Genomic DNA, 21,375 nt, shown 5'->3' on the forward strand with positions numbered 1-21,375 from the left:
TTACTCCTCACTAATAATATTTATTCGCAGTCTTCCCCACCGCAGGACTCACCGTCCACTGCATCGTTGGCAAGGTAAGAATCAAGAATTTCTTCTGTCTTATCCCATTCTTTTGGATCTTCAATAGGATAAAGATGTCCTTCTTCATCATATTTAGATACAAATACCTGTTCTTCATCATTTTCATCATAATAGAAAACATAATGAGAAGATGAATCTTCATCATCGTAAGTAAACAGGATTTCAAATTCCTTCTTCTCTCCAGACTGGTCATAGACAGTAATTTTATTATCTTTCATTATTGTCTCCCTATACGGTCAAGATACCCCTGAAGAATCTCTACAGCTGCCATCTTGTCCACTACTTTTTTTCTTTTCTTTCTTGAAACATCTCCAAAGATCAGATTGTTTGTTGCAATAACAGTTGTCAATCTTTCATCTTCCAAGATAACTTCAACATCCATCATATTTTCTAGGACTTCCTTAAAATGAATGGAGATCTGGGCGCGTTCTCCCAAATCACCATTCATATGTTTAGGCAATCCTAATACAATTTTATGAATACCGTATTCTTCCACAAGAGCCTTAACGCGATAAGCGCATTTCTTATAAGCCCCTTCAGAAAAACGATATGTTTCAACACCATGAGCAAGCATTCCTAATGAATCACTTACCGCAATGCCACATGTTCTTGATCCAAGATCTAAACCTAAAATTCTTTCCATTACTTATTCTCCAAATAGAATTTTACGAGCTCTTCAATAATTACATCTCGATCAATCTGCTGAATGATCGAACGTGCACCACGATGACTAGAAATATAAGCTGGATCATTAGAAATTAAATATCCTGCAATCTGATGAACCGCATTATATCCTCTTTCATCCAATGCTTTTGCTACACTCACAAGATTGCTATGAATCGCTTCTTTTCTCAACTCTGCTGAATTGAAAACTTGCGTCTTTTGTAAATCTTTCATCCTACGAAGACCTCCTTTATATCAATGTAAGCCGTTTCTATTCTTATATTGTATACCAATTATAAACAAATTACAATTAAGTAGACTTATAAGTTACTCTTAATAAGCTCAATAGCTTCTTTTACACCATCAAGAGTAGGTGCTCCACCCTGAGCAATATCAGGTTTTCCGCCACCGCGGCCATTCATTACCGCATTGATAGATTTAACAAGGTCCCCTGCTTTAATGCCTTTTTCATTTAAGTCTTTAGTTACACCAACAAAGTAAGAGTTCTTATCTTCAAATGTACTTGTTAAGAAGATAACACCACTTCCTAATGTATCCTTATAATCAAAGACAAGCTGTTTAGCATCTTTGGCATTCTTTTCTACATGTTCATACAAGAATCTTACACCATTGACTTCTTCAACATCGCTTGCTTTAGACTTAGCCTGTAAAGCATTCAACTGACCATTTAACTTTTCAATTTCTTTTCTTAAGGCAGCATTTTCATCTACTAAATCTGCAACCTTTTCTACTACCTGAGCACGGTTCTTTAATTTTAATGTTGCTGCAACAGCATTGACAGTTTCCTTTTCTGCCATCATAGCCTTGTAGGCTTCTGATGAAGTCACAGCTTCAATTCTTCTGATACCAGAACCAACTGATGATTCAACATTGATTTTAAATAAACCAATTCTTCCAGTATTTGGAGCATGACATCCACCACATAATTCAACAGAGAAATCAGAAGCCTTTACAACTCTGACAACATCTCCATACTTTTCATCAAATAAAGCAGTAGCGCCTGCTTTTAAGGCATCTTCTTTTTTCATTTCAGAGATTTCTACAGGAATACCTGCGAAGATCTTCATGTTGACAAGTTCTTCAACTTTCTTGATTTCTTCTTCACTCATCTTTGAAGGATGTGTAAAGTCAAAACGTAATCCCTTTTCATCAACATAAGAACCAGCCTGTGCCACATGTTCACCTAAGATTTCTTTAAGTGCAGCATCTAATAAATGTGTTGCTGTATGGTTATTTTCAATAAGTACACGTTTAGCTGTATCTACTTCTAAAGTGAAGACATCTCCAACTTTTACGCTACCGTTAACTTTTACATAATGAAGATGCTGACCATTTGGTGCCTTTAGAACATTAACAACTTCACCTTCAACATGATCATTAGCAAATGTTCCCTTATCAGCAACCTGTCCACCCATTTCAGCGTAGAATGTAGTCTGATCAAAGATAATTTCACCTTCATCAGTAATTTCTTCAACCTTTTCACCATTCTTGAATAAAGCGATAACTTTTCCATCAATTGGTGAAGGATCATAATTGAATGTAGATGGTTCTTCAAAATCCATTAAATCTGCTTTCTGAGATGCAAATGATTCAAGATCTCCTCTAGCAGCTCTTGCTCTTTCCTGCTGAGCTTTCATTTCTTCATGGAATCCTTCTTCATCAACAGTGAAGCCTTTTTCTTCAGCGATTTCTACTGTTAGTTCATAAGGGAATCCGTATGTATCATAAAGCATGAATGCTGTCTTGCCATCGATGACTTTTTCATCTTCATGTTTCTTCATGAAGTTCTGAATTCTCTTTTCACCCTGGTTCAATGTTTTAGCAAATGCTTCTTCTTCTTTCTTGACACTAGCCTTAACCATTTCAGCTTTAGAAGGAAGATAATCATAGAATTCTTTCATCATATCTGAAACTGTGTCAACTAATTCATAAAGGAAAGCTCCTTCAATACCAATAGCTTTACCATAACGAACAGCTCTTCTTAAGATACGTCTTAATACATATCCTCTACCAGCCTTATCAAACATTGCTCCATCACTTAATGCGAAAGTAACAGTTCTGATATGGTCAGCAATAACTCTATAAGCCATCTTGTTTTCTTCATAAGAAACATTAGCTAATTTTTCTGTTTCTCTAATTAAAGGCAAGAATAAATCTGTATCAAAGTTTGTTTCTCCACCCTGGATAATTGAAACAAGTCTTTCTAATCCCATACCTGTATCAATATTCTTGTGTGGCAATTCCTTGTATTCCTTACGATCAATGGCAGGATTACAATCAAACTGTGAGAATACGATATTCCATACTTCTACATAACGATCATTTTCTAGATCTTCATGCAATAATCTTAACCCGATATGATCTGGGTCAAAATCTTCTCCACGATCATAGAAGATTTCACTATCAGGACCTCCAGGACCTTCACCGATTTCCCAGAAGTTATCAGCAGTCTTCCACATATGGCTAGGATCTACGCCACATTCTTCAGTCCAGATACGATATGCTTCTTCATCATCAGTATAGACTGTGACATAAAGCTTATCTTTATCCATCGCAATCCAATCTTCACCTGTTAAGAATTCCCAAGCAAAATGAATGGCTTCTCTTTTAAAATAATCACCAATTGAGAAGTTACCAAGCATTTCAAAGAAAGTATGATGACGTGCTGTCTTCCCTACATTTTCAATATCATTAGTACGAATTGATTTCTGTGCATTGGCAATACGATGGCTGGCAGGTTTTTCTGTCCCATCGAAATATTTCTTTAATGCAGCTACACCAGCATTGATCCAAAGTAAAGTTGGATCATTGTGAGGAATCAGGCTTGCACCTGGTTCAATCATATGTCCCTTAGACTTAAAATAATCAAGGAACATCTGTCTAGTTTGATTACCTGTTAATTTTTTCATGTGTCCTCCTAATAAAAAAGTCGTTCCTATAAAAGGAACGACTATAATCGCGGTACCATCCTTATTCAAGGCTTACGCCTTGCTCTTTATACCCTTAACGCAGGCTCACGTTGATGTTTACATCACTCTCCAAAGTAGCTTCCCCCATAGTCATGAGAAACTTGCACCATCCGTTTCCTCTCTTGCCACTTCTATAAGGTACTCTTCTTCTTCTACGATTTAACATCAACATTATAATGGGTTTATTCGCATATTTCAATAGTTTTATCTTCTAGAAATCTACATCTAGATCATAGTAACAAGCTTTAAGCAGCTTTTCCATTTCTTCCTGACTTGGCTGACGTGGGTTAGAACCTGTACATGCATCCGCAATCGCATTTTTAGCAATCTCTGGAAGTCTTTCTAGGAAGACTTCTTCAGGTACAAATCCATTTTCAGTTGGATAAGAATCTGCTCCATAGTTCTTGATACAATGTGGAATATTCAAGGAATCATTCATTCCTCTTAAATATTCAATAAGTAATTTTACTTTTTCATCTTCATTATTTCCACCAAGCTTCATTTCATCAGCGATAAACGCATAGCGTGCTTTCGCAGTTGGATCTTTCGCATTAAATGCAATAACTTTTGGCAAGTACATTGCATTAGCTGCACCGTGGATGATATGTGCTCCATAATCCGCAAAGACAGCACCAGTCTTATGAGCCATAGAATGTACAATTCCTAATAGCGCATTAGAGAATGCCTGTCCAGCTAGACACTGTGCATCATGCATATTATCTCTAGCAGTCATATCTCCTTCATAAGAGTTGACTAAATCTCTTTGAATCATCTTGATTGCCCAGATTGCCAATGGATCAGTATAGTTGCAGTTGGCAGTAGACACATAAGCTTCAATTGCATGTGTCATAGCATCCATACCAGTATGAGCAACTAGCTTCTGTGGCATTGTTTCAGCGAGTTCAGGATCTACGATAGCGACATCAGGTGTGATTTCAAAGTCCGCAATTGGATATTTGATACCTTTTTCATAATCAGTGATAATTGAGAAAGCTGTAACTTCTGTAGCTGTACCAGATGTAGATGAAACTGCACAGAAATGTGCTTTCTTTCTTAACTGCGGAATACCGAATACCTTACACATATCTTCAAATGTACAATCAGGATATTCATACTTGATCCACATTGCTTTTGCGGCATCAATTGGTGAACCACCACCGATGGCTACAATCCAATCAGGTTCAAAAGCAAGCATTGCATCTGCTCCCTTCATGACTGTCTCTACCGATGGATCTGATTCAATACCTTCAAATAGCTGCACTTCCATACCAGCTTCTTTTAAATAATCAATGGCACGATCTAAAAAGCCAAAGCGTTTCATAGATCCGCCACCAACACAGACCATCGCTTTATGTCCCTGTAATGTCTTTAGGGCTTCCAAAGCCCCTTTTCCATGATATAAATCTCTAGGTAATGTAAATCTTTTCATAATATAGCCTCCTTGCAATAAACTGTAACCGTTTTCATATAATTATCTTATCAAAAAATTCACAACTGAGATTAGAATGAAATTAGTATATCTCTATATCGAAATATATATACTTACTTAATGAGTTCATAATGTCTTAAAGCCTTGACTATTCCATCATGATCAACATCATCACAGACATATTCCGCAATCTGCTTTAACTGCTCTTCACCATTGCCCATAGCGATCCCGTGAGCAACATGATTTAACATTTGCAGATCATTTCCCCCATCACCAAAGGCCATGGTTTCTTGTCTATCAATATTATAATAGGAAAGGAACTTATCAATACCTAACTGTTTTGTCCCTCCTAGCGGTGTGACATCAGTAAACAATGGATGCCATCTTGCACTTGTGCAGTGAGGCATTTTCTCAAGAAGTTTCTCTTCTTCCTGTTTAGATACAAAACACATAAGCTGGTAGACCTTCTCATCAAGAACACGTGAAAGATCTCCAGTAGGCTGATCATCATTATGTGTAATCGAATGAATTTCAGCGACACGCTTATCCTTATAATTATAGATTTTTCCAGTCTTCATAGTAAATCCACAAGGGAATGGTTGTTCATCTAACACTTCCAATAATGAAGCAAGATCCTCTTTTTCAATAAAGTTCTCATAAACCACTTCTTTATTTGTATAACAATACTGTCCGTTTAAAGTGATATAGCCATCAAAAGGAATATCTCCCAACACTTCTAATCCATCTTTAAAGCGACCAGTCGCAATAAAGATCTTTATACCATTATTATGAAGCTGCCATAAGGCCTCTTTTGTAGAAGCTGGCATCTTGTGATTCTTGAAACTTACTAGTGTTCCATCAATATCAAAAAAAACTGCTTTAATATTCATTGTTCAATGCTCCTTTTAGACGCTCAATATACTTTAGTGCCTCATTTGAGAAGACATATCCTTTCCTATAGATCAAGAAATCCTTGATTACTATTTCATAATCATTACATTCTTTTAAACAAAGATCATAACGATCCAATACACTCTTAGGAAGATGGGTGCTCCACATAAACGCATCATCCATGCTAGAAAGAAGAGAATACATCGTTTCTCTTTCACTAACCATGATGCTTCTATCAACGCCCTCCTTTTCTAGAAGTGACTGCACAAATGACATTGTATGTCCTGGCATAGATGTTCCGTGTATGATATGCACATCATTTTTAAGTTCACCAATAGAAAGCGTCTGTTTCTTTGCGTGAGGTGAGTGAGATGAAATAAGAAGCTTTAGTTTTGAAGTAGATAAAAGACTGCTTTTTATATTGCGGTAAAGCAACTGATTTTCATAATAGACTTCAGAAAAATCAAAGCATCTTAAAATACCAAAATCAACATCTCCATTTGAAACCTTCTCAATAATGTTCTTAGGTCCTTCTTCTTCATAATGAATATGATAAGAACTCTCTTTATTTTGAGAGATTAACTCTTTTAAGACTTCTACAAAAACAGATGATGAAGGGACTGCTACATGAAAAGAAAGTGTTTCCTCTAAACAGGACAAATGACTTAACTCATTAAAATCCTTAATGATATTCTCAATCTTAGCAATCACTTCCTGACCACGGTTGGTCACTTCCATACCATGATGAGAACGCTTAAAGATTTTTAAGCCTAAATCATTCTCTACTTCCTGAATAACTTTTGATAAATAAGGCTGATTGAGATAAAGCACTTTAGCAGCCTTTGAGATAGATCCCTGCTTCTCTACTTCAAGAATATATCTTAAATGATCGATATTCATTTTATTCACCTCGCATACTCCCTATTCTAACATAGGAAAAATGAAAACGATACCATTATTATCCTGCTTCATTTCCGCATATATCAAATAGTTATCAAAAATACAAATGTTTTATCCCAAGGCGTACAAAAAGGCATTTTTTCTTAAGAAATTAAGGATTTTATCTTTCATATTTTCAAGAAAAGTAATAATATAGATACAGGGAAATGCAATCCTTGGGATCAGAATCCCTAAAGAGCTTCTGGCTAATAATAAGTACTACAATTATAAGGGTGCTTTTTCATGCTTATATGGTGTGGGTATGAAAAATGAGTTATTAGTTTATCGTTAATTAAAGGAGGAAAAAATTTAATGATCTATTCATCAGAAGTAAAGAACATGTGTCCTGTCACACAAGGCGCTCATCACGGTTGTGCTCCTATTCCTGAAGAAGGAAAATGGGTATACTCAAGAGAAATCAAAGATATCTCTGGTTACACTCATGGTATCGGTTGGTGTGCTCCACAGCAAGGTACTTGCAAACTTTCATTAAACGTTAAGGAAGGTATCATCGAAGAAGCATTAATCGAAACAGTAGGATGCTCAGGTATGACTCACTCTGCAGCAATGGCTGCTGAAGCTTTATCAGGAAAAACTATCCTTGAAGCTTTAAACACTGACTTAGTTTGTGATGCAATCAACACTGCAATGAGAGAATTATTCTTACAGATTGTTTACGGACGTACTCAGTCAGCATTCTCTGAAAATGGTTTAGTTATCGGTGCTGGTCTTGAAGACTTAGGTAAAGGTTTACGTTCAATGGTTGGTACTGCTTACTCAACAAACGCTAAAGGACCTCGTTACCTTGAATTAACTGAAGGTTACATCACTAGAAACGCTTTAGATGAAAATAATGAAATCATCGGTTACGAATTCGTTAACTTAGGTAGAGTTATGGAAATGGTAAAAGATGGTATGGATGCTAATGAAGCAATCAAAAAAGCAACAGGTACATACGGCAGATTTGCAGACGCTGCTAAATACATTGATCCAAGAAAAGAATAATATAGGGGGAGAAAGATATAATGGCAATTACATTTGAAGGTTACGAAAGACGTATTAACCAAATCAACAAAACTCTCAACGAATATGGTATCAAAGATATCGAAGAAGCAAAAAAAATCTGCGATGATGCTGGTATCGATGTTTATAATATCGTTAAGTCTACTCAGCCAATCTGCTTCGAAAACGCATGTTGGGCTTATACTGTAGGTGCTGCTTTAGCACTTAAGAAAGGTGACAAGAAGGCTGCTGACGCTGCTAAAACTATCGGTGTTGGTTTACAGTCATTCTGTATCCCTGGTTCAGTTGCTGATGACCGTAAAGTAGGTTTAGGTCATGGTAACTTAGGTTCAAGATTATTAGATGAAGAAACTAAATGTTTCGCATTCTTAGCTGGTCATGAATCTTTCGCAGCAGCTGAAGGTGCAATCAAGATTGCATTAAACGCTAACAAAGTAAGAAAAGAACCATTAAGAGTTATCTTAAACGGTTTAGGTAAAGATGCTGCTAAGATCATCTCAAGAATCAATGGTTTCACTTATGTTGAAACTCAGTTCGATTATTTCACTGGTGAAGTAAAAGAACTTTCAAGAACTCCTTACAGCAATGGTGACAGAGCTAAAGTAAACTGCTATGGTTCTGATGACGTACGTGAAGGTGTTGCTATCATGCATAAAGAAGGTGTAGATGTATCAATCACTGGTAACTCTACTAACCCAACTCGTTTCCAGCATCCAGTAGCTGGTACATACAAAAAAGAATGTATCGAAATGGGTAAAAAATACTTCTCAGTTGCATCAGGTGGTGGAACTGGTCGTACATTACATCCAGATAACATGGCAGCAGGTCCTGCTTCTTATGGTATGACTGATACTATGGGACGTATGCATTCTGATGCTCAGTTCGCTGGTTCTTCTTCTGTACCTGCTCACGTAGAAATGATGGGCTTAATCGGTATGGGTAACAACCCAATGGTTGGTGCTACTGTAGCAGTAGCTGTAGCTATTGAAGAAGCTTCTAAATAATTAACGACTAAAAAGACTCCCTCGGGAGTCTTTCTTTGTATATTAAAAGAAGGCTCATCAAGCCTTCTTTTCTACTTTACTAAAGTTAATGCGTGTTCAAGAACCTTCTGACCATTCATCATGCCATAGTCTTTCATATCAATGACTTCAACAGGTTTATCTGGGAACAATCCGCTAACTTTCTTAAGTTCGAAACGAACCTGTGGGCCTAAAAGAATAACATCAGCATCTGCTCCTGCACTTGTCACTTCAGCTTCTGGATGAGCTTCAATAGTAATATCTTCTAACCCCTTAGCTTCTGCAGCTTTAATCATCTTATTTACTAGAAGACTTGTAGACATCCCTGCTGAACAAATTAATAAAATCTTCACCATGTCCACCTCCTTATTACATTTTATCATTAAAAGCCCTTACATCATTATTATTTTCAGAATCTGTAAATAATAATCATTTTCAATTATTTTAAATATTATATCTTCCATATCTTTTATTTACGATTTGACATTTATTTTACTTTTTTATTGTGTTACACTTAATTCAGGAGCATTATTATGGAAAACTTAATATTATATTGTGAAAACTATTTATTTTGCATAGCGATTATATCAATTCTCCTTATCCGTCTAAAGTATGATATCGAGAAACAATATTCAAAAACCTTATATACGAGAATACTTCTTTCATGTCTTCTGTGTTTTACCAGCAACATTCTTTCAAGGATATGTGAGATACCACCAATAAGTGATAACTATCTATTCTTATTCTATTTATTTAAGATGTTATTCTTTATTTTCTTGGCAGAAACCATTCTTTCAATGTTCTTCTACTCTGAAAACATAAGAAAGCCGAAAAACAATCTTTCTTCTAAAACAATATTTCTCTATTCTATCCCTTTTCTTATTTCAGTCATGATAGCTATCTTCTCAACAGCTACTCACTCACTGTTCTATTTTGATAACGGCTATAATAGAGGGCCAGCCTACGTGATCTATTTAAGCATTCTCAGTCTCTATTTATTGCATCTTGTCGTTAATTCCATCATACAGGCACATTATGAGATTAATCCCTCACGAAAGCAGAAACTCATCCAGATGATTATTTTCCCATGTATGTGTGGCTTGACATTCTTTTTAAGTGTTTTCTTTATGAACTATCCAATCATATCAATAGGACTGACACTTAATCTGGTACTGCTTCATCTTTCTGTTCTTTATGAATCCATCACGATTGATCCTCTTACTGGATTAAACAACCGTCAAAGATTGTTAGACTATATCAGTGACAAGATTCATAATCCCATTGAAGATGTCTACATCGCCATGATTGATGCAGATAACTTCAAATACATCAACGATAACTTCGGTCATATTGAAGGAGATCTCGTCTTAAAAGAGATTGCGGATGCATTAAAGAACGCCTGTCATCATTTTAAAAGAAGACCCTATATTGCAAGATATGGCGGAGATGAATTTATCATTATCATTGATGGCAACTATAATGACATCACTAACCTTATGATTGCCATACGAAAAAACATTCAGGACTTAAATACCGATAAAAAAGATTACAACATCAATATTTCTATCGGATTATCAAGATGTGATGATCAAAATGAAACAATCACATCACTTATTCATCAGGCTGATCAGAACTTATATAAAGAAAAGATGCTACATAAACAATTTCTTCAAAAATAAAAAAACACCCGAGGGTGTTTTTTTATTGCCAATAGGCATCAATATGAGGCTGAGAGAGCTGTTCTCCAATAACAATGATAACATCCTGACCCTCCTTGATATCAGAAAAGTCCATATGATCTTTTGTCGCATTAATTTCTACATAATGATCATCACAGCGCATAAAACCTTTTATTCTAAAAACATGACCACAGAGTGAATCAGAAAAAATATCTTCTACACGTTTCTTTAATGTCTCTAAATCAAGATGTTTATTCATAAAGAATAATGAATCATAATGATCATTATCAAAAATCTTCATCATACTTTCTGCTTCATAGCCACAATGACTGATTGCATAAAGATCTTCATCATTCCATTCAGCCCAATCTTTAGTAAATAAAGCATCAATCTGACGACGACACCCAAATTCCTTTAATGCGTCATTAAGCTGCATTGTAATTGCACTGACACGGTTATCATCAATGCCTTTCGCCTTGCTTACAACAACCATGCCTGCATCCATGATTTCAGAAGCAAGAACATATCTTGTTTGTCTAGTTAGTTCACTTTCTAGATGTGCATCCACAATCGCAATAACATTATTTATTTCATACCACTGATCAAGTGGTGATTCATGAAGAGCATCAAAGAACTCATCCACATCAAAGATTCCTGATGGTTCAATAAGTACACGATCATATCCTCTCATGCCCATAGAAATCAATTTTGTCTTAAATCTTCGCTGATGACATTCTCTATCACATGCACCTGCCACCATCTCTAATTCACACTGATCACCTAATTCCTGTAAAAGCATCATGTCCACATTAACTGCACCATAATCATTTTCTAGAATCGCAATCTTTTCACCTTGTTCTAACAAGTATTTTGCATACTTCTTAATAAAGGTTGTCTTGCCTGAACCAAGAAAACCTGTAATCAGATCTATCTTAACCATCTTTTTCATCTCCTATCACAACATATTAATAATTACTTCTAAAATACCACAGGCTACCATAATGATAATCGGATTCACCTTATACTTCACAAGAAGAACAAAGCTCACTATAAACACAACAAGTGCAAAATAAGAAGTGTTATGTCCAAAATGCACAGCATCCCCTAACAAAGTTAACCCACTAATCGCAATCATTGCGATTACCGCTGGTCTAAGATAAGAAAGGATCCCCTTAAGCCAATCGATATCTTTATATTTATTGTATATAATCGCCAATATCGTCACAATAATACAAGAAGGCAGCACACACCCTATTGTCGCTATAATCGCCCCAGAAAGCCCTGCAACACGCATTCCGACAAAGGTAGAACCATTAATCGCAATGGGTCCTGGTGTCATTTGTGAAATCGTAAAAAGATTTGTAAAGGTACCCATATCAATCCAATGATGGGTGCTAATTGCCTGTTCAATAATCAACGGCATAGAGGCATAGCCACCACCAAAGCTAAATAATCCTATATAAAAGAATGAAGCAAATAATTGCCAATAAATCATTTTCTCCCTCCTTTAACATAAACATCAATTAATGCAAAGACAACACATCCAAGAACGATCCAAGCTACATTAAACTGAAAATAGCCATTGAGAACTAATGCTAAAATAAAAAGCAGTACTGTCTTTTTCATGTGACTTTTCATTTCACCTTTTAACATTTCATAGACAACACTTAAAATCAATGCCGCAACACCAATTCTCATCCCTGAAAGAAGCCCTTTAATTATTTGATTAGACATAAACGCCTCATAAAACATTGAAATCACAAACAATATTACAAAAGGAGGAATAATAGTACCTAGTACACAAATAAATACGCCCATTATACCAGCCATCTTATATCCAAGTATTATAGCACCATTAACCGCAATTGGCCCGGGAGATGACTGTGCAATAGCTACAAAATCAAGCATTTCATTTTCATCGATATAATGCAATTCATCACAGAACTTCTTCTTCATCAAAGAAACAATAACATAGCCTCCTCCAAAAGTAAAAGTAGACAAATATAACATCGATAAAAACAGTTCCAAGTAAAGATGTTTCTTTTTCATACGAACCTCCCCAAAGCATTATATGGTGGAAATCATCCTTCTGCAATATAAAAGGATCATATCACATGATACGATCCCTTCTTATTAATATAATCTTCTCGCACAATAGAACTGTCCGCTATAGTAAGCACTTCTGTTTAAAGAAATAACCGAAACCTTTGCGCCAGTGTATGGTGCATGTACCATGCATCCATCACCAATATAGATACCTACATGATGAACACCTGAACGAGATCCATTTCTAGAGAATAAGATAATATCTCCAGGTTTCATAGATCCACGGCTTACTGAACGTCCCATGACAGCTAAATAATAAGTAGTTGTTCTACCAAAATTCACGCCAGCCTGACGGTGTGCCCACCATACTAATCCAGAACAGTCGAATGTACTTGGACCAGTGGCACCCCATTTATACCAGCATCCACGTTTAGATAATGCTTTTTCAGCAATTTCAGCACCTAACGCAGAAGATGATTTTGATGAGCTAGATGATTTAGAAGAACTTGAAGACTTAGAACTTGAAGATTTTGAGCTAGATGACTTAGATTTCTTTGCTTCTGCTTCCTTCTTCTTAGCAGCCGCTTCTTTCTTTTTCGCTTCCTCAGCAGCTTTCTTAGCTGCTTCTTCAGCTTTCTTCTTAGCCTCTGCTAAAGCCTTGTTCTTAGCTGCTTCTCTCGCTGCAGCCTGGGCTTTCTTCTTAGCCTCTTCAGCTTTCTTTCTGGCAGCTTCAGCAGCTCTTCTGGCAGCCTCTGCGGCTTTCTTTTTAGCTTCTTCCGCAGCTTTCTTTCTTGCTGCTTCTTCAGCTTTCTTTCTAGCAGCTTCTTCAGCTGCTTTTCTTCTTGCTTCTTCGGCAAGCTTTTTCTTGATTGCTGCAATTCTTGCCGCTTCAATTCTTGCCTGCTCTTCAGCTTTCTTCATTTCTTCTAGATTATCTTCAATCTGATCAATTGTTGCTTCATTGTTCTTTAATGAATTCTGATCATTTTGTACATCTGATTCCTGAGACTGGAGTTTTGTATTATATTGCTTCAATAATGTAGATGACTGTTTTTTAGCATTATCAAGATTCGATTTATTTACGGCTAAAGTTGATTTCTGTGATTTTAACTTTGCTTTAGTATTGTTGATTTCATCCATCAGATCATTTTCATAAGATGTCAGATCACCAACAGTGGCAACTCTAGAGAAAAAATCAGAGAAGTTTTCTGCACCAAATAAATAGCTTGCATAACTTGTAGAATTCGCAGTAGACTGAATCGCATAGATTCTTTCTTTAAGTTTTTCCTGCTTATCCTTTAAATCCTGTTCTGTATTTTCAATTGACTTCTGAACATAGTCAATCTGTGATTGAGTCGTTGAAATCTGAGAGCTCAACTGACCAATCTTAGTCTGCATATCAGAAATAGAATCCTTAGTCTTGCTGACCTCTGACTGACCATCAGAAATATTTTGTTTAATGCTAGTACTTTTCTTCTTTAAATATGCATTAAAAGACTCACAAGTCTTCCTCTGTCCTTTTGTTAACTTTTTAGAAGAACATAACTGATAATAAGTATCTTCTTTTCCAGTAAATTCATCCGCATAAGCTTCATTAGATGAAACCATCATTGTCGGTACTGCCAATGCGAATACAAGAGCCAACTTAACGAAATGCTTGACTTTCACATAAATGCCCCCTTTTTCCCGTATCCTCTTTATATCTTGATAATTGTTAATCTCCGCTTCTTAACAGTAACATTAAATAAGTACAAATTCAAGAGAATTATTCGGAAAAAGACTATATTCTTTTCGACTTTTAAGGTTGATTTGAGTTATAACCCTGAAATATTATATTTCCTCATTAAATATTTATCACATAAATAGAATTTTATTATCTAATTACGATATTCCTAATATTAATTTGTATAATATAAATACAATTAGTAAGTTGACTATGTTACGATAATAGAAAAGAAAATGATGAGGTGTGACTATGGATAAGAATAATATGTTAAATGATGATCATTGGGAACTACAAAAAAAGATGGCTAAGATTACAACTATCGAACTTGTCTTAAAATATCGTTTCCCTGATTTAAGACTAGGATTTCTCTATTCTCTTTCTTATGAAGAACTAGATGAAATCATTGATAATATTTCTACAATCACCCTTGAAGAGCTTCAAGGCTATACTCATGAATAAGACATCTTGCGATGTCTTTTTTTTATTTTTTTCAAAACGACATGAAAAGAATGTTTTTTTATAACAGTATGATAAAATAGTAATAGATAAATCAAGCTGAAAGGAGATTCGCTATGAAAATATTATTATGTTGCAAAGCAGGAGTAACTTCTAATATGTTTGCTGCTAAATTAAAAGATGAAGCAAGCCAGAAAGGCATTGATGTTACAGTATGGGCTGCAGCTGAAACAGCTGTAGAATATTCAATTGATCAGGCTGACATCGTTCTTGTTACACCTCAACTTAAGAGTTCTCTTTCTAAATTTGAAGATCTCGCTGATCCTGAAACCCCAGTAATTCTCATCTCAGATGAAGACTTTACACAATTCAATGCTAAAAAAGTATTAGATGAAGCTTTAGCTAAAAATGATTAATGTAAAAAGAATCCTATTATAAAAGGATTCTTTTTCACATTCTCAAAAAAGTTGAATGATAATCAATCTTTTGTTATAGTTAGAATGTTATGGAAATCAAAAATAATATTAATCTAAAAGACCACTTAACAATGCGTTTAGGCGGTCAAGCAAAATACATGGTTGAAATCAATTGCAAGGAAGACATCAAGAATGCCTATCAGTATGCCGAAGACCACGGCCTAAAAGTATTCATCTTAGGAGGAGGTAGCAATACTTTAGCAACTGATAAGGGTTTTGATGGACTTGTCATGCTAATGAAAATAAAAGGTACTGAAGTTATCGCTGAAGACGAAGACAGTATCACTTTTAAAATCGGAGCTGGAGAAATCCTTGACGACATTGTAAAAAAGAGTGTAGAAATGCATCTTACTGGCATTGAAGCAATGTCCATGATTCCCGGAACAATCGGTGCTGCTCCAGTACAAAATGTCGGAGCCTATGGACAAGATATCTCTCAGACATTTGTTTCTTTAGAAGCCTATGATACAAATACAAAATCATTTGTGACACTTTCTAAAGATGATTGCCAGTTCTCATATCGTCATTCGATCTTTAGAGGAAGTGCATGGGGACGCTATGTCATTCACCATGTTACTATTACACTAAAAAAAGGCAATCCTACACCTCCTTTCTACAAACAGGTACAGGATACTTTAACTCAGGATGGTATCACTGAATATACACCTGATATCATCAGAGAAACAGTCATTAAGATCAGAACACACAAGCTTCCTGATCCAGAGATCAATCCTAACTGTGGTTCTTTCTTCAAGAATGCGATTATCTCTAAAGAAAAGCTTGCCTCTTTACAGAAAGACTATCCTGAACTTAAAGGCTTTAAGGTAGATGAAGATCACTACAAGATCTCTACTGGTTGGCTTATCGACAAAGCCGGTTTAAAAGGACACAAGCTCCATCAGATGAAAGTCCATGATCGTAATGCATTAGTGCTTATTAACGATTGTGCTACTTCATATGAATCCCTTGCTGAAGCAAGAGATGAAATTATTCAGATTGTCAAAGATAAATTTGATATCACAATTTCACAGGAAGTATTAGAAATGTCATAAAAGGTGATCACACATGTGATCACCTTTTCTATTTACGATGTTTTAATTCATCAAGATCAAATGGCGTAAGCTGATAAACATAATAATTTAACCAGTTCGCAAATAACAAATAAGCATGCGAACGCCATTTTACTTTAATATCCTTATTTGGATCATCATCCACATAATAATTCTTAGGTATCTCTGCGACAATATCTTCTCTAAGAAGATCACGATGATACTCCTTATCCAATGTATCCGTATCATATTCTGAATGACCTGTCACAAAGAAACGGGAACCGTCTTTTTCAGCTACAAGATATACTCCAGCATCATCACTTTCTGCAAGGACATCCAATGTTGGAATAGCTTCAAGATCTTCTTTATACACTGTTGTATAGCGTGAATGTGGAGCATAGAATTCATAATCAAAACCTCTTAAGATCTTTCTTTTCATATAATCCGTATTGATCTTATGTTTATAGACTCCAGTTACCTTATGATTAAGAAGATGCTTATTAATATTATAATAATGATATAAAGCAGCCTGTGCTCCCCAACAGATAAAAAATGAACTGAAGACATGACTTGTTGCCCAATCCATGATTGTACACAATTCATTCCAATAATCCACCTGTTCAAATGGCATCTTTTCTACTGGAGCTCCTGTTATAATCATGCCATCATAGTAATTATCTTTAATATCTTCAAAAGTATGGTAGAAATTACGAAGATGTTCCATTGAGACATGAGAAGGTTCATGACTGGCAGTACGAATTAGATCTACTTCAATCTGTAATGGTGTGTTTGATAAAAGTCTTAAAAGCTGTGTTTCTGTCACTTCTTTAGTTGGCATCAGATTGACAATCATAATACGCAATGGTCTGATATTCTGAGTTGTGGCGCGTGTCTGATTCATTACAAACACGTTTTCTTCACTTAATATTTTATTAGCTGGCAAATCATCCGGTAAGTTAATCGGCACAATAAATCACCTCCTGGATATCATATCATAATTTTATTTTATTTAATATTAGCTAAAAGCTATGACCAATTATTATAAAAATAAGAAATAAAAATATTATAATATGTTATAATTGTAAGCAGGTGATAAAATGAAAGAATTAATTATAAATAGTATCCAAGCGCTTGTTTCTTCAGAAAAGGATACACTTGCCAACATGGCAAATATTTCTGCAGTTCTAAATGATTACTTTGATGATATCAATTGGGTTGGATTCTATCGTACAAAAGGCAATGAACTTATTCTTGGTCCTTTCCAAGGCAAGCTAGCCTGTGTCCATATTCCTTATGGCAAAGGGGTATGTGGTGTAGCTGCCAAAGAAAAGAAGACTTTAAGAGTAAGCAATGTTCATGAATTCGATGGACACATCGCCTGTGATTCAGCTTCCAATAGTGAAATTGTAGTCCCATTAATAAAAGATGGTCAATGCATTGGGGTATTAGATATTGACTCTCCTTCTTTTGACCGCTTTACAGAAGAAGATCAGATCTTCCTTGAAAATCTTGTAGATGTGATTACACCCTATTTAACTTGCATTTAAAAAAACCCTTTTCAGGGTTTTCTTTTACGAGAAGAGATAATTTCTTCTCGTTTTATTTTGTGAGTAATGAAGCTGCTTCTTCATCGATAATAACTGTAACATGTGGATGTCTTTGTAAAATTGAAGCAGGTAATTCTTCAGTGACTTCCCCTTCAATCATCCCTTTGACAGCTTCAGCTTTCCTTTTTCCGCAGGCAATAAGCAAGATATGCTTAGATTCCATGATATTGTGAATACCCATTGTGATGGCACTTTTTGGAACTGCGTCAAGATCTCCATTGAAGAATAGTGCAGCATTATCTTTAATGGTACTTTCCTTTAAAGCAATATAGTGGGTACTTGTATCAAATGAAGTACCAGGTTCATTAAATCCAATATGTCCATTTGAACCTAATCCTAACAGCTGAATGTCCCTCTTATTGTTTGAAAGAAGTTGATTGTATCTTTTACAATCTTCTTCAATATGACCTTCCCCAATTGGTATATGAACATTCTCCTTTTTAATGTCGATGTGTTTAAAAAGATGTTCATGCATAAAATGGTAATAGCTCTGTGGATGATCATGCTTTAATCCGTAATACTCATCAAGGTTGAATGTATTGACATCTTTATAGCTCGTCTTATTGACCCTATGATCTTCACACATCAATTCGTAAAGACGAATTGGTGTTGACCCAGTTGCTAACCCAAGATTTGCATCCGGTTTTTCAATAACTAAACTTTTGATAATTTCGAAAGCTTTTTGACTTGCTTCTTCATAATTCTTAACAACAATAATATTCATATGCATCCTCCTTGCACTCTCATTATGTACTACAAAAATGAGGGTTGTGAGAATTTTTCATATTGTGAAAATGCTTTAATAATTCACTTATATTTTGCTTTAAAAAGTAAACGTTTCCACATAACTCTTTATTTTATAAGCGATTTCATGTAAAATGTAAGCTAGATGGAGGTAGGTCAAAATGACAACAATTAAAGGTATTGGGGCATCAAGCGGTATTGCATTAGCAAAAGCTTATAAATTAGAAATGCCTGATTTAACAGTTACAAGAGATACTGTTGCAGATCCAGCAGCTGAAGTTGAAAGCTTTAGAGAACACAAAGCAGCTGTTGAACAAGAAATTTTAAAAATCAAAGAAAAGGCTTCAAAAAATTTATCAGAAGAAGAAGCTGCAGTCTTTGATGCACACATTCAGATGTTAAATGACCCTGAATTAGGTGGACAGGTTGAAGCAAAAATTCAAGATGAAAAATTAAATGCTGCAGCAGCATTAGAAGATGTAGCTACAATGTTCATTACAATGTTCTCTTCTATGGAAGATGCTTACTTCAAAGAAAGAGCTGCAGATGTTAAAGATGTTTCTACACGTTTAAAAGCTCACTTATTAGGTAAAAAATTACCAGACCCTAGCAGTATTGATGAAGAAGTCGTAATTATTGCAAACGACTTGACTCCTTCAGATACTTCTCAGTTAGATAAAAATCTTGTTAAAGGGTTCGCTACTAATATCGGTGGTAGAACATCTCATTCTGCCATTTTAGCAAGATCAATGGAAATTCCAGCAGTTGTAGCCACTAATACAATTCTTGATGAAACTAAAGACGGTGATTTCATCGTGTTAGATGGAGATACAGGTGATGTTATCATCAACCCTGATGAAGCTACTATTGCTGAATTTGAAAAGAAGAAAAAAGAATATGATGAATACAAAGCTGAATTAAAGACTTTAGTAGATGCTGAAAGTGTTTCTACTGACGGTAAGAAGACTTTATTAGTTGCTAACATCGGTTCACCAAATGACTTAGAAGCTGTAAAAGCTAACGGTGCTGAAGGTGTTGGTCTATTCAGAACTGAATTCTTATACATGGAAAATGATGATCTTCCAACTGAAGAACAGCAGTTTGAAGTTTATAAGGAAGTATTAGAAAATGTTAATGGTCCAGTTGTAGTTAGAACATTGGATATCGGTGGAGATAAGAAATTACCTGCACTTCCACTTCCTGAAGAAATGAACCCATTCTTAGGTGTTCGTGCTATTCGTCTATGCTTACAGAGAAAAGATATCTTCAGAGTACAGTTAAGAGCTTTATTAAGAGCATCTGTTTATGGTGAACTTCATATCATGTTCCCAATGATTGCTACTCTTGGAGAATTTAGAGAAGCTAAAGGCGTATTAATGGAAGAAAAAGAAAAATTAATCGCTGAAGGCGTTAAAGTTGCTGATAAGATTGAAGTTGGTATCATGATTGAAATCCCAGCAGCAGCTGTATTAGCAGATCAGTTTGCTAAAGAAGTTGACTTCTTCTCAATTGGTACTAATGACTTAATTCAGTACACATTTGCAGCAGACAGAATGTCTTCTACAATCAACTACTTATATCAGCCATTCAACCCAGCAATCATCAGATTGGTTAAGAATGTAATTGAAGCATCACACAAAGAAGGTAAATGGACAGGTATGTGTGGTGAAATGGCTGGAGAAGCAAAGGCAGCACCATTATTATTAGGTTTAGGTCTTGATGAATTCTCTATGTCAGCTACTTCAATTCTTGCACAGAGAAAACGTATTAGAGGATTATCTTATGAAGAATGTAAGACTCTTGCAAATAAATGTGCAGATGAATGTGCTACAATGGAAGAAGTTGTAGACTTAGTTTCTGAATCTACAGGATTATAATAAAACAGTAAAGATCAGTGTCATCACACTGATCTTTTTTTATTTGTATAAAAGAAGTAGATATCAATGATATGCACTCTACTTTTTATTTAGTAAGCAAGTATATATTTCTATTTATATTCAAAATAAAATCCGCAATATTTGGCGATATAAGAGGTAAATAGAAAAATACTATTAAGTGAATATATGATAAATTAAAAGCTCTTAGAAATTGATTTTAAGGGATATAGATATATATATAATAAAAAAAGAAGCAACGTAGCTTCTTTAGAAAAAAATGATAAAAAAAAGGAGTCCCCTTGGGGACCGGACAGACTGGCAGCGTGCTGTTTTTGCCGTTTCCGACTATCGTCGCCGCAGCGATGCTTAACTTCCGTGTTCGGCATGGGTACGGGTGTGTCCATCGCGCCATCGCCGCCAGATTGTCCGCCGAGCCTTCAAAGCCGCACATGAATCTCTCTCATACTTCTTCGGTCAAGTCCTCGACCTATTAGTGCCGGTCCGCTGAACATGTCGCCATGCTTGCACTCCCGGTCTATCAACCTCGTCGTCTTCGAGGGGTCTTACTTGCTTGCGCAATGGGAGGTCTCATCTTGGAGGGGGCTTCGCGCTTAGATGCCTTCAGCGCTTATCCCTTCCGGACTTGGCTACCCAGCTGTGCCACTGGCGTGACAACT

22 protein-coding genes, 2 rRNA genes and 1 other annotated feature are annotated in these 21,375 nt (G+C 35.7%); of the genes, 8 read left to right on the forward strand and 16 right to left on the reverse strand.

Annotation, left to right across the window (positions count from 1 at the left end; all coding sequences use genetic code 11):
* Positions 1 to 20: 20 nt before the first annotated feature.
* From T513_RS0100905 to T513_RS0100935, 7 genes are all read right to left on the reverse strand, one after another.
* Positions 21 to 299: a DUF1292 domain-containing protein gene (locus T513_RS0100905; RefSeq protein ID WP_031588543.1), complete on the reverse strand. Its 279-nt coding sequence runs from the start codon at positions 297 to 299 to the stop codon at positions 21 to 23.
* A complete protein-coding gene (gene ruvX / locus T513_RS0100910; protein ID WP_029070715.1) occupies positions 299 to 724 on the reverse strand; it encodes a Holliday junction resolvase RuvX in 426 nt (141 codons plus the stop codon). The genes T513_RS0100905 and ruvX overlap by 1 nt, the downstream gene beginning before the upstream one ends.
* Entirely contained in the window at positions 724 to 978 is a 255-nt protein-coding gene (locus T513_RS0100915; RefSeq protein WP_029070714.1) for an IreB family regulatory phosphoprotein, read from the reverse strand. Before T513_RS0100915 ends, ruvX begins: the two co-directional genes overlap by 1 nt.
* Before the next feature lie 86 nt (positions 979 to 1,064).
* On the reverse strand, positions 1,065 to 3,674 hold the full coding sequence (gene alaS, locus T513_RS0100920) for an alanine--tRNA ligase (RefSeq protein ID WP_031588544.1): 2,610 nt from the start codon (positions 3,672 to 3,674) through the stop codon (positions 1,065 to 1,067).
* Between the two features lie 30 nt (positions 3,675 to 3,704).
* Positions 3,705 to 3,898: a binding site (T-box leader), on the reverse strand.
* Between the two features lie 47 nt (positions 3,899 to 3,945).
* A complete protein-coding gene (locus T513_RS0100925) occupies positions 3,946 to 5,163 on the reverse strand; it encodes an iron-containing alcohol dehydrogenase (protein WP_029070712.1) in 1,218 nt (405 codons plus the stop codon).
* Between the two features lie 113 nt (positions 5,164 to 5,276).
* Positions 5,277 to 6,053: a Cof-type HAD-IIB family hydrolase gene (locus tag T513_RS0100930; RefSeq protein WP_029070711.1), complete on the reverse strand. Its 777-nt coding sequence runs from the start codon at positions 6,051 to 6,053 to the stop codon at positions 5,277 to 5,279.
* Positions 6,043 to 6,954 carry a LysR family transcriptional regulator gene (locus T513_RS0100935; protein ID WP_031588546.1) on the reverse strand — a complete coding sequence of 304 codons (912 nt, stop codon included), beginning with the start codon at positions 6,952 to 6,954 and terminating at the stop codon, positions 6,043 to 6,045. The genes T513_RS0100930 and T513_RS0100935 overlap by 11 nt, the downstream gene beginning before the upstream one ends.
* A 351-nt stretch (positions 6,955 to 7,305) precedes the next feature.
* Here T513_RS0100935 and T513_RS0100940 point away from each other — a divergent pair, with 351 nt between their 5' ends.
* Together T513_RS0100940 and T513_RS0100945 are read left to right on the forward strand one after the other, a co-directional pair.
* Entirely contained in the window at positions 7,306 to 7,998 is a 693-nt protein-coding gene (locus T513_RS0100940; RefSeq protein ID WP_029070709.1) for an iron-sulfur cluster assembly scaffold protein, read from the forward strand.
* A 20-nt stretch (positions 7,999 to 8,018) separates the two neighbouring features.
* Positions 8,019 to 9,020, forward strand: coding sequence for a GGGtGRT protein (locus T513_RS0100945; RefSeq protein WP_031588548.1), 1,002 nt, complete (start codon positions 8,019 to 8,021; stop codon positions 9,018 to 9,020).
* Positions 9,021 to 9,091: 71 nt separating this feature from the next.
* On the opposite strand, the gene T513_RS0100950 is transcribed toward T513_RS0100945, so the two are convergent.
* Positions 9,092 to 9,394, reverse strand: coding sequence for a PTS sugar transporter subunit IIB (locus T513_RS0100950; RefSeq protein ID WP_029070707.1), 303 nt, complete (start codon positions 9,392 to 9,394; stop codon positions 9,092 to 9,094).
* Between the two features lie 177 nt (positions 9,395 to 9,571).
* Here T513_RS0100950 and T513_RS0100955 point away from each other — a divergent pair, with 177 nt between their 5' ends.
* Complete coding sequence (locus T513_RS0100955; protein ID WP_080703070.1) at positions 9,572 to 10,717, forward strand: GGDEF domain-containing protein; 1,146 nt, start codon at positions 9,572 to 9,574, stop codon at positions 10,715 to 10,717.
* Between the two features lie 22 nt (positions 10,718 to 10,739).
* Here T513_RS0100955 and T513_RS0100960 read toward each other — a convergent pair whose 3' ends face one another.
* From T513_RS0100960 to T513_RS11605, 4 genes are all read right to left on the reverse strand, one after another.
* A complete protein-coding gene (locus tag T513_RS0100960; RefSeq protein ID WP_029070705.1) occupies positions 10,740 to 11,657 on the reverse strand; it encodes a GTP-binding protein in 918 nt (305 codons plus the stop codon).
* Positions 11,658 to 11,672: 15 nt separating this feature from the next.
* Positions 11,673 to 12,212, reverse strand: a complete 540-nt coding sequence (locus T513_RS0100965) for a chromate transporter (RefSeq protein ID WP_031588550.1) — start codon at positions 12,210 to 12,212, stop codon at positions 11,673 to 11,675.
* Entirely contained in the window at positions 12,209 to 12,766 is a 558-nt protein-coding gene (locus T513_RS0100970) for a chromate transporter (protein ID WP_031588552.1), read from the reverse strand. Before T513_RS0100970 ends, T513_RS0100965 begins: the two co-directional genes overlap by 4 nt.
* An 84-nt stretch (positions 12,767 to 12,850) precedes the next feature.
* Entirely contained in the window at positions 12,851 to 14,431 is a 1,581-nt protein-coding gene (locus T513_RS11605) for a C40 family peptidase (protein WP_051654337.1), read from the reverse strand.
* Positions 14,432 to 14,738: 307 nt separating this feature from the next.
* On the opposite strand from T513_RS11605, the gene T513_RS0100985 reads away from it, so the two are divergent.
* The 3 genes from T513_RS0100985 (at position 14,739) to murB (ending at position 16,473) form a co-directional block, all read left to right on the forward strand.
* Positions 14,739 to 14,948: a hypothetical protein gene (locus tag T513_RS0100985; protein WP_029070702.1), complete on the forward strand. Its 210-nt coding sequence runs from the start codon at positions 14,739 to 14,741 to the stop codon at positions 14,946 to 14,948.
* Positions 14,949 to 15,061: 113 nt separating this feature from the next.
* Positions 15,062 to 15,361: a PTS sugar transporter subunit IIB gene (locus T513_RS0100990; RefSeq protein WP_029070701.1), complete on the forward strand. Its 300-nt coding sequence runs from the start codon at positions 15,062 to 15,064 to the stop codon at positions 15,359 to 15,361.
* A gap of 89 nt (positions 15,362 to 15,450) precedes the next feature.
* Complete coding sequence (murB, locus tag T513_RS0100995) at positions 15,451 to 16,473, forward strand: UDP-N-acetylmuramate dehydrogenase (RefSeq protein ID WP_029073063.1); 1,023 nt, start codon at positions 15,451 to 15,453, stop codon at positions 16,471 to 16,473.
* Between the two features lie 28 nt (positions 16,474 to 16,501).
* On the opposite strand, the gene metA is transcribed toward murB, so the two are convergent.
* Positions 16,502 to 17,437 carry a homoserine O-acetyltransferase MetA gene (metA, locus tag T513_RS0101000; protein WP_029070699.1) on the reverse strand — a complete coding sequence of 312 codons (936 nt, stop codon included), beginning with the start codon at positions 17,435 to 17,437 and terminating at the stop codon, positions 16,502 to 16,504.
* A 130-nt stretch (positions 17,438 to 17,567) separates the two neighbouring features.
* Between metA and T513_RS0101005 the strand changes: the two genes are divergently transcribed.
* Entirely contained in the window at positions 17,568 to 18,017 is a 450-nt protein-coding gene (locus T513_RS0101005) for a GAF domain-containing protein (protein ID WP_029070698.1), read from the forward strand.
* A 52-nt stretch (positions 18,018 to 18,069) separates the two neighbouring features.
* Here the strand turns inward: T513_RS0101005 and nagB are convergent, their stop codons facing one another.
* Positions 18,070 to 18,801, reverse strand: a complete 732-nt coding sequence (gene nagB, locus T513_RS0101010) for a glucosamine-6-phosphate deaminase (protein ID WP_031588557.1) — start codon at positions 18,799 to 18,801, stop codon at positions 18,070 to 18,072.
* Positions 18,802 to 18,982: 181 nt separating this feature from the next.
* Here nagB and ptsP point away from each other — a divergent pair, with 181 nt between their 5' ends.
* Positions 18,983 to 20,698, forward strand: a complete 1,716-nt coding sequence (gene ptsP / locus T513_RS0101015; RefSeq protein ID WP_029073065.1) for a phosphoenolpyruvate--protein phosphotransferase — start codon at positions 18,983 to 18,985, stop codon at positions 20,696 to 20,698.
* Positions 20,699 to 21,011: 313 nt separating this feature from the next.
* Here ptsP and rrf read toward each other — a convergent pair.
* Together rrf and T513_RS0101025 are read right to left on the reverse strand one after the other, a co-directional pair.
* Positions 21,012 to 21,120 (reverse strand): 5S ribosomal RNA (gene rrf / locus T513_RS0101020).
* A 48-nt stretch (positions 21,121 to 21,168) separates the two neighbouring features.
* A 23S ribosomal RNA gene (locus T513_RS0101025) occupies positions 21,169 to 21,375 on the reverse strand; the annotation flags it as partial.

Origin of the sequence: Kandleria vitulina DSM 20405, from assembly GCF_000702065.1 — a bacterium.
Taxonomy (GTDB): domain Bacteria; phylum Bacillota_I; class Bacilli_A; order Erysipelotrichales; family Coprobacillaceae; genus Kandleria; species Kandleria vitulina.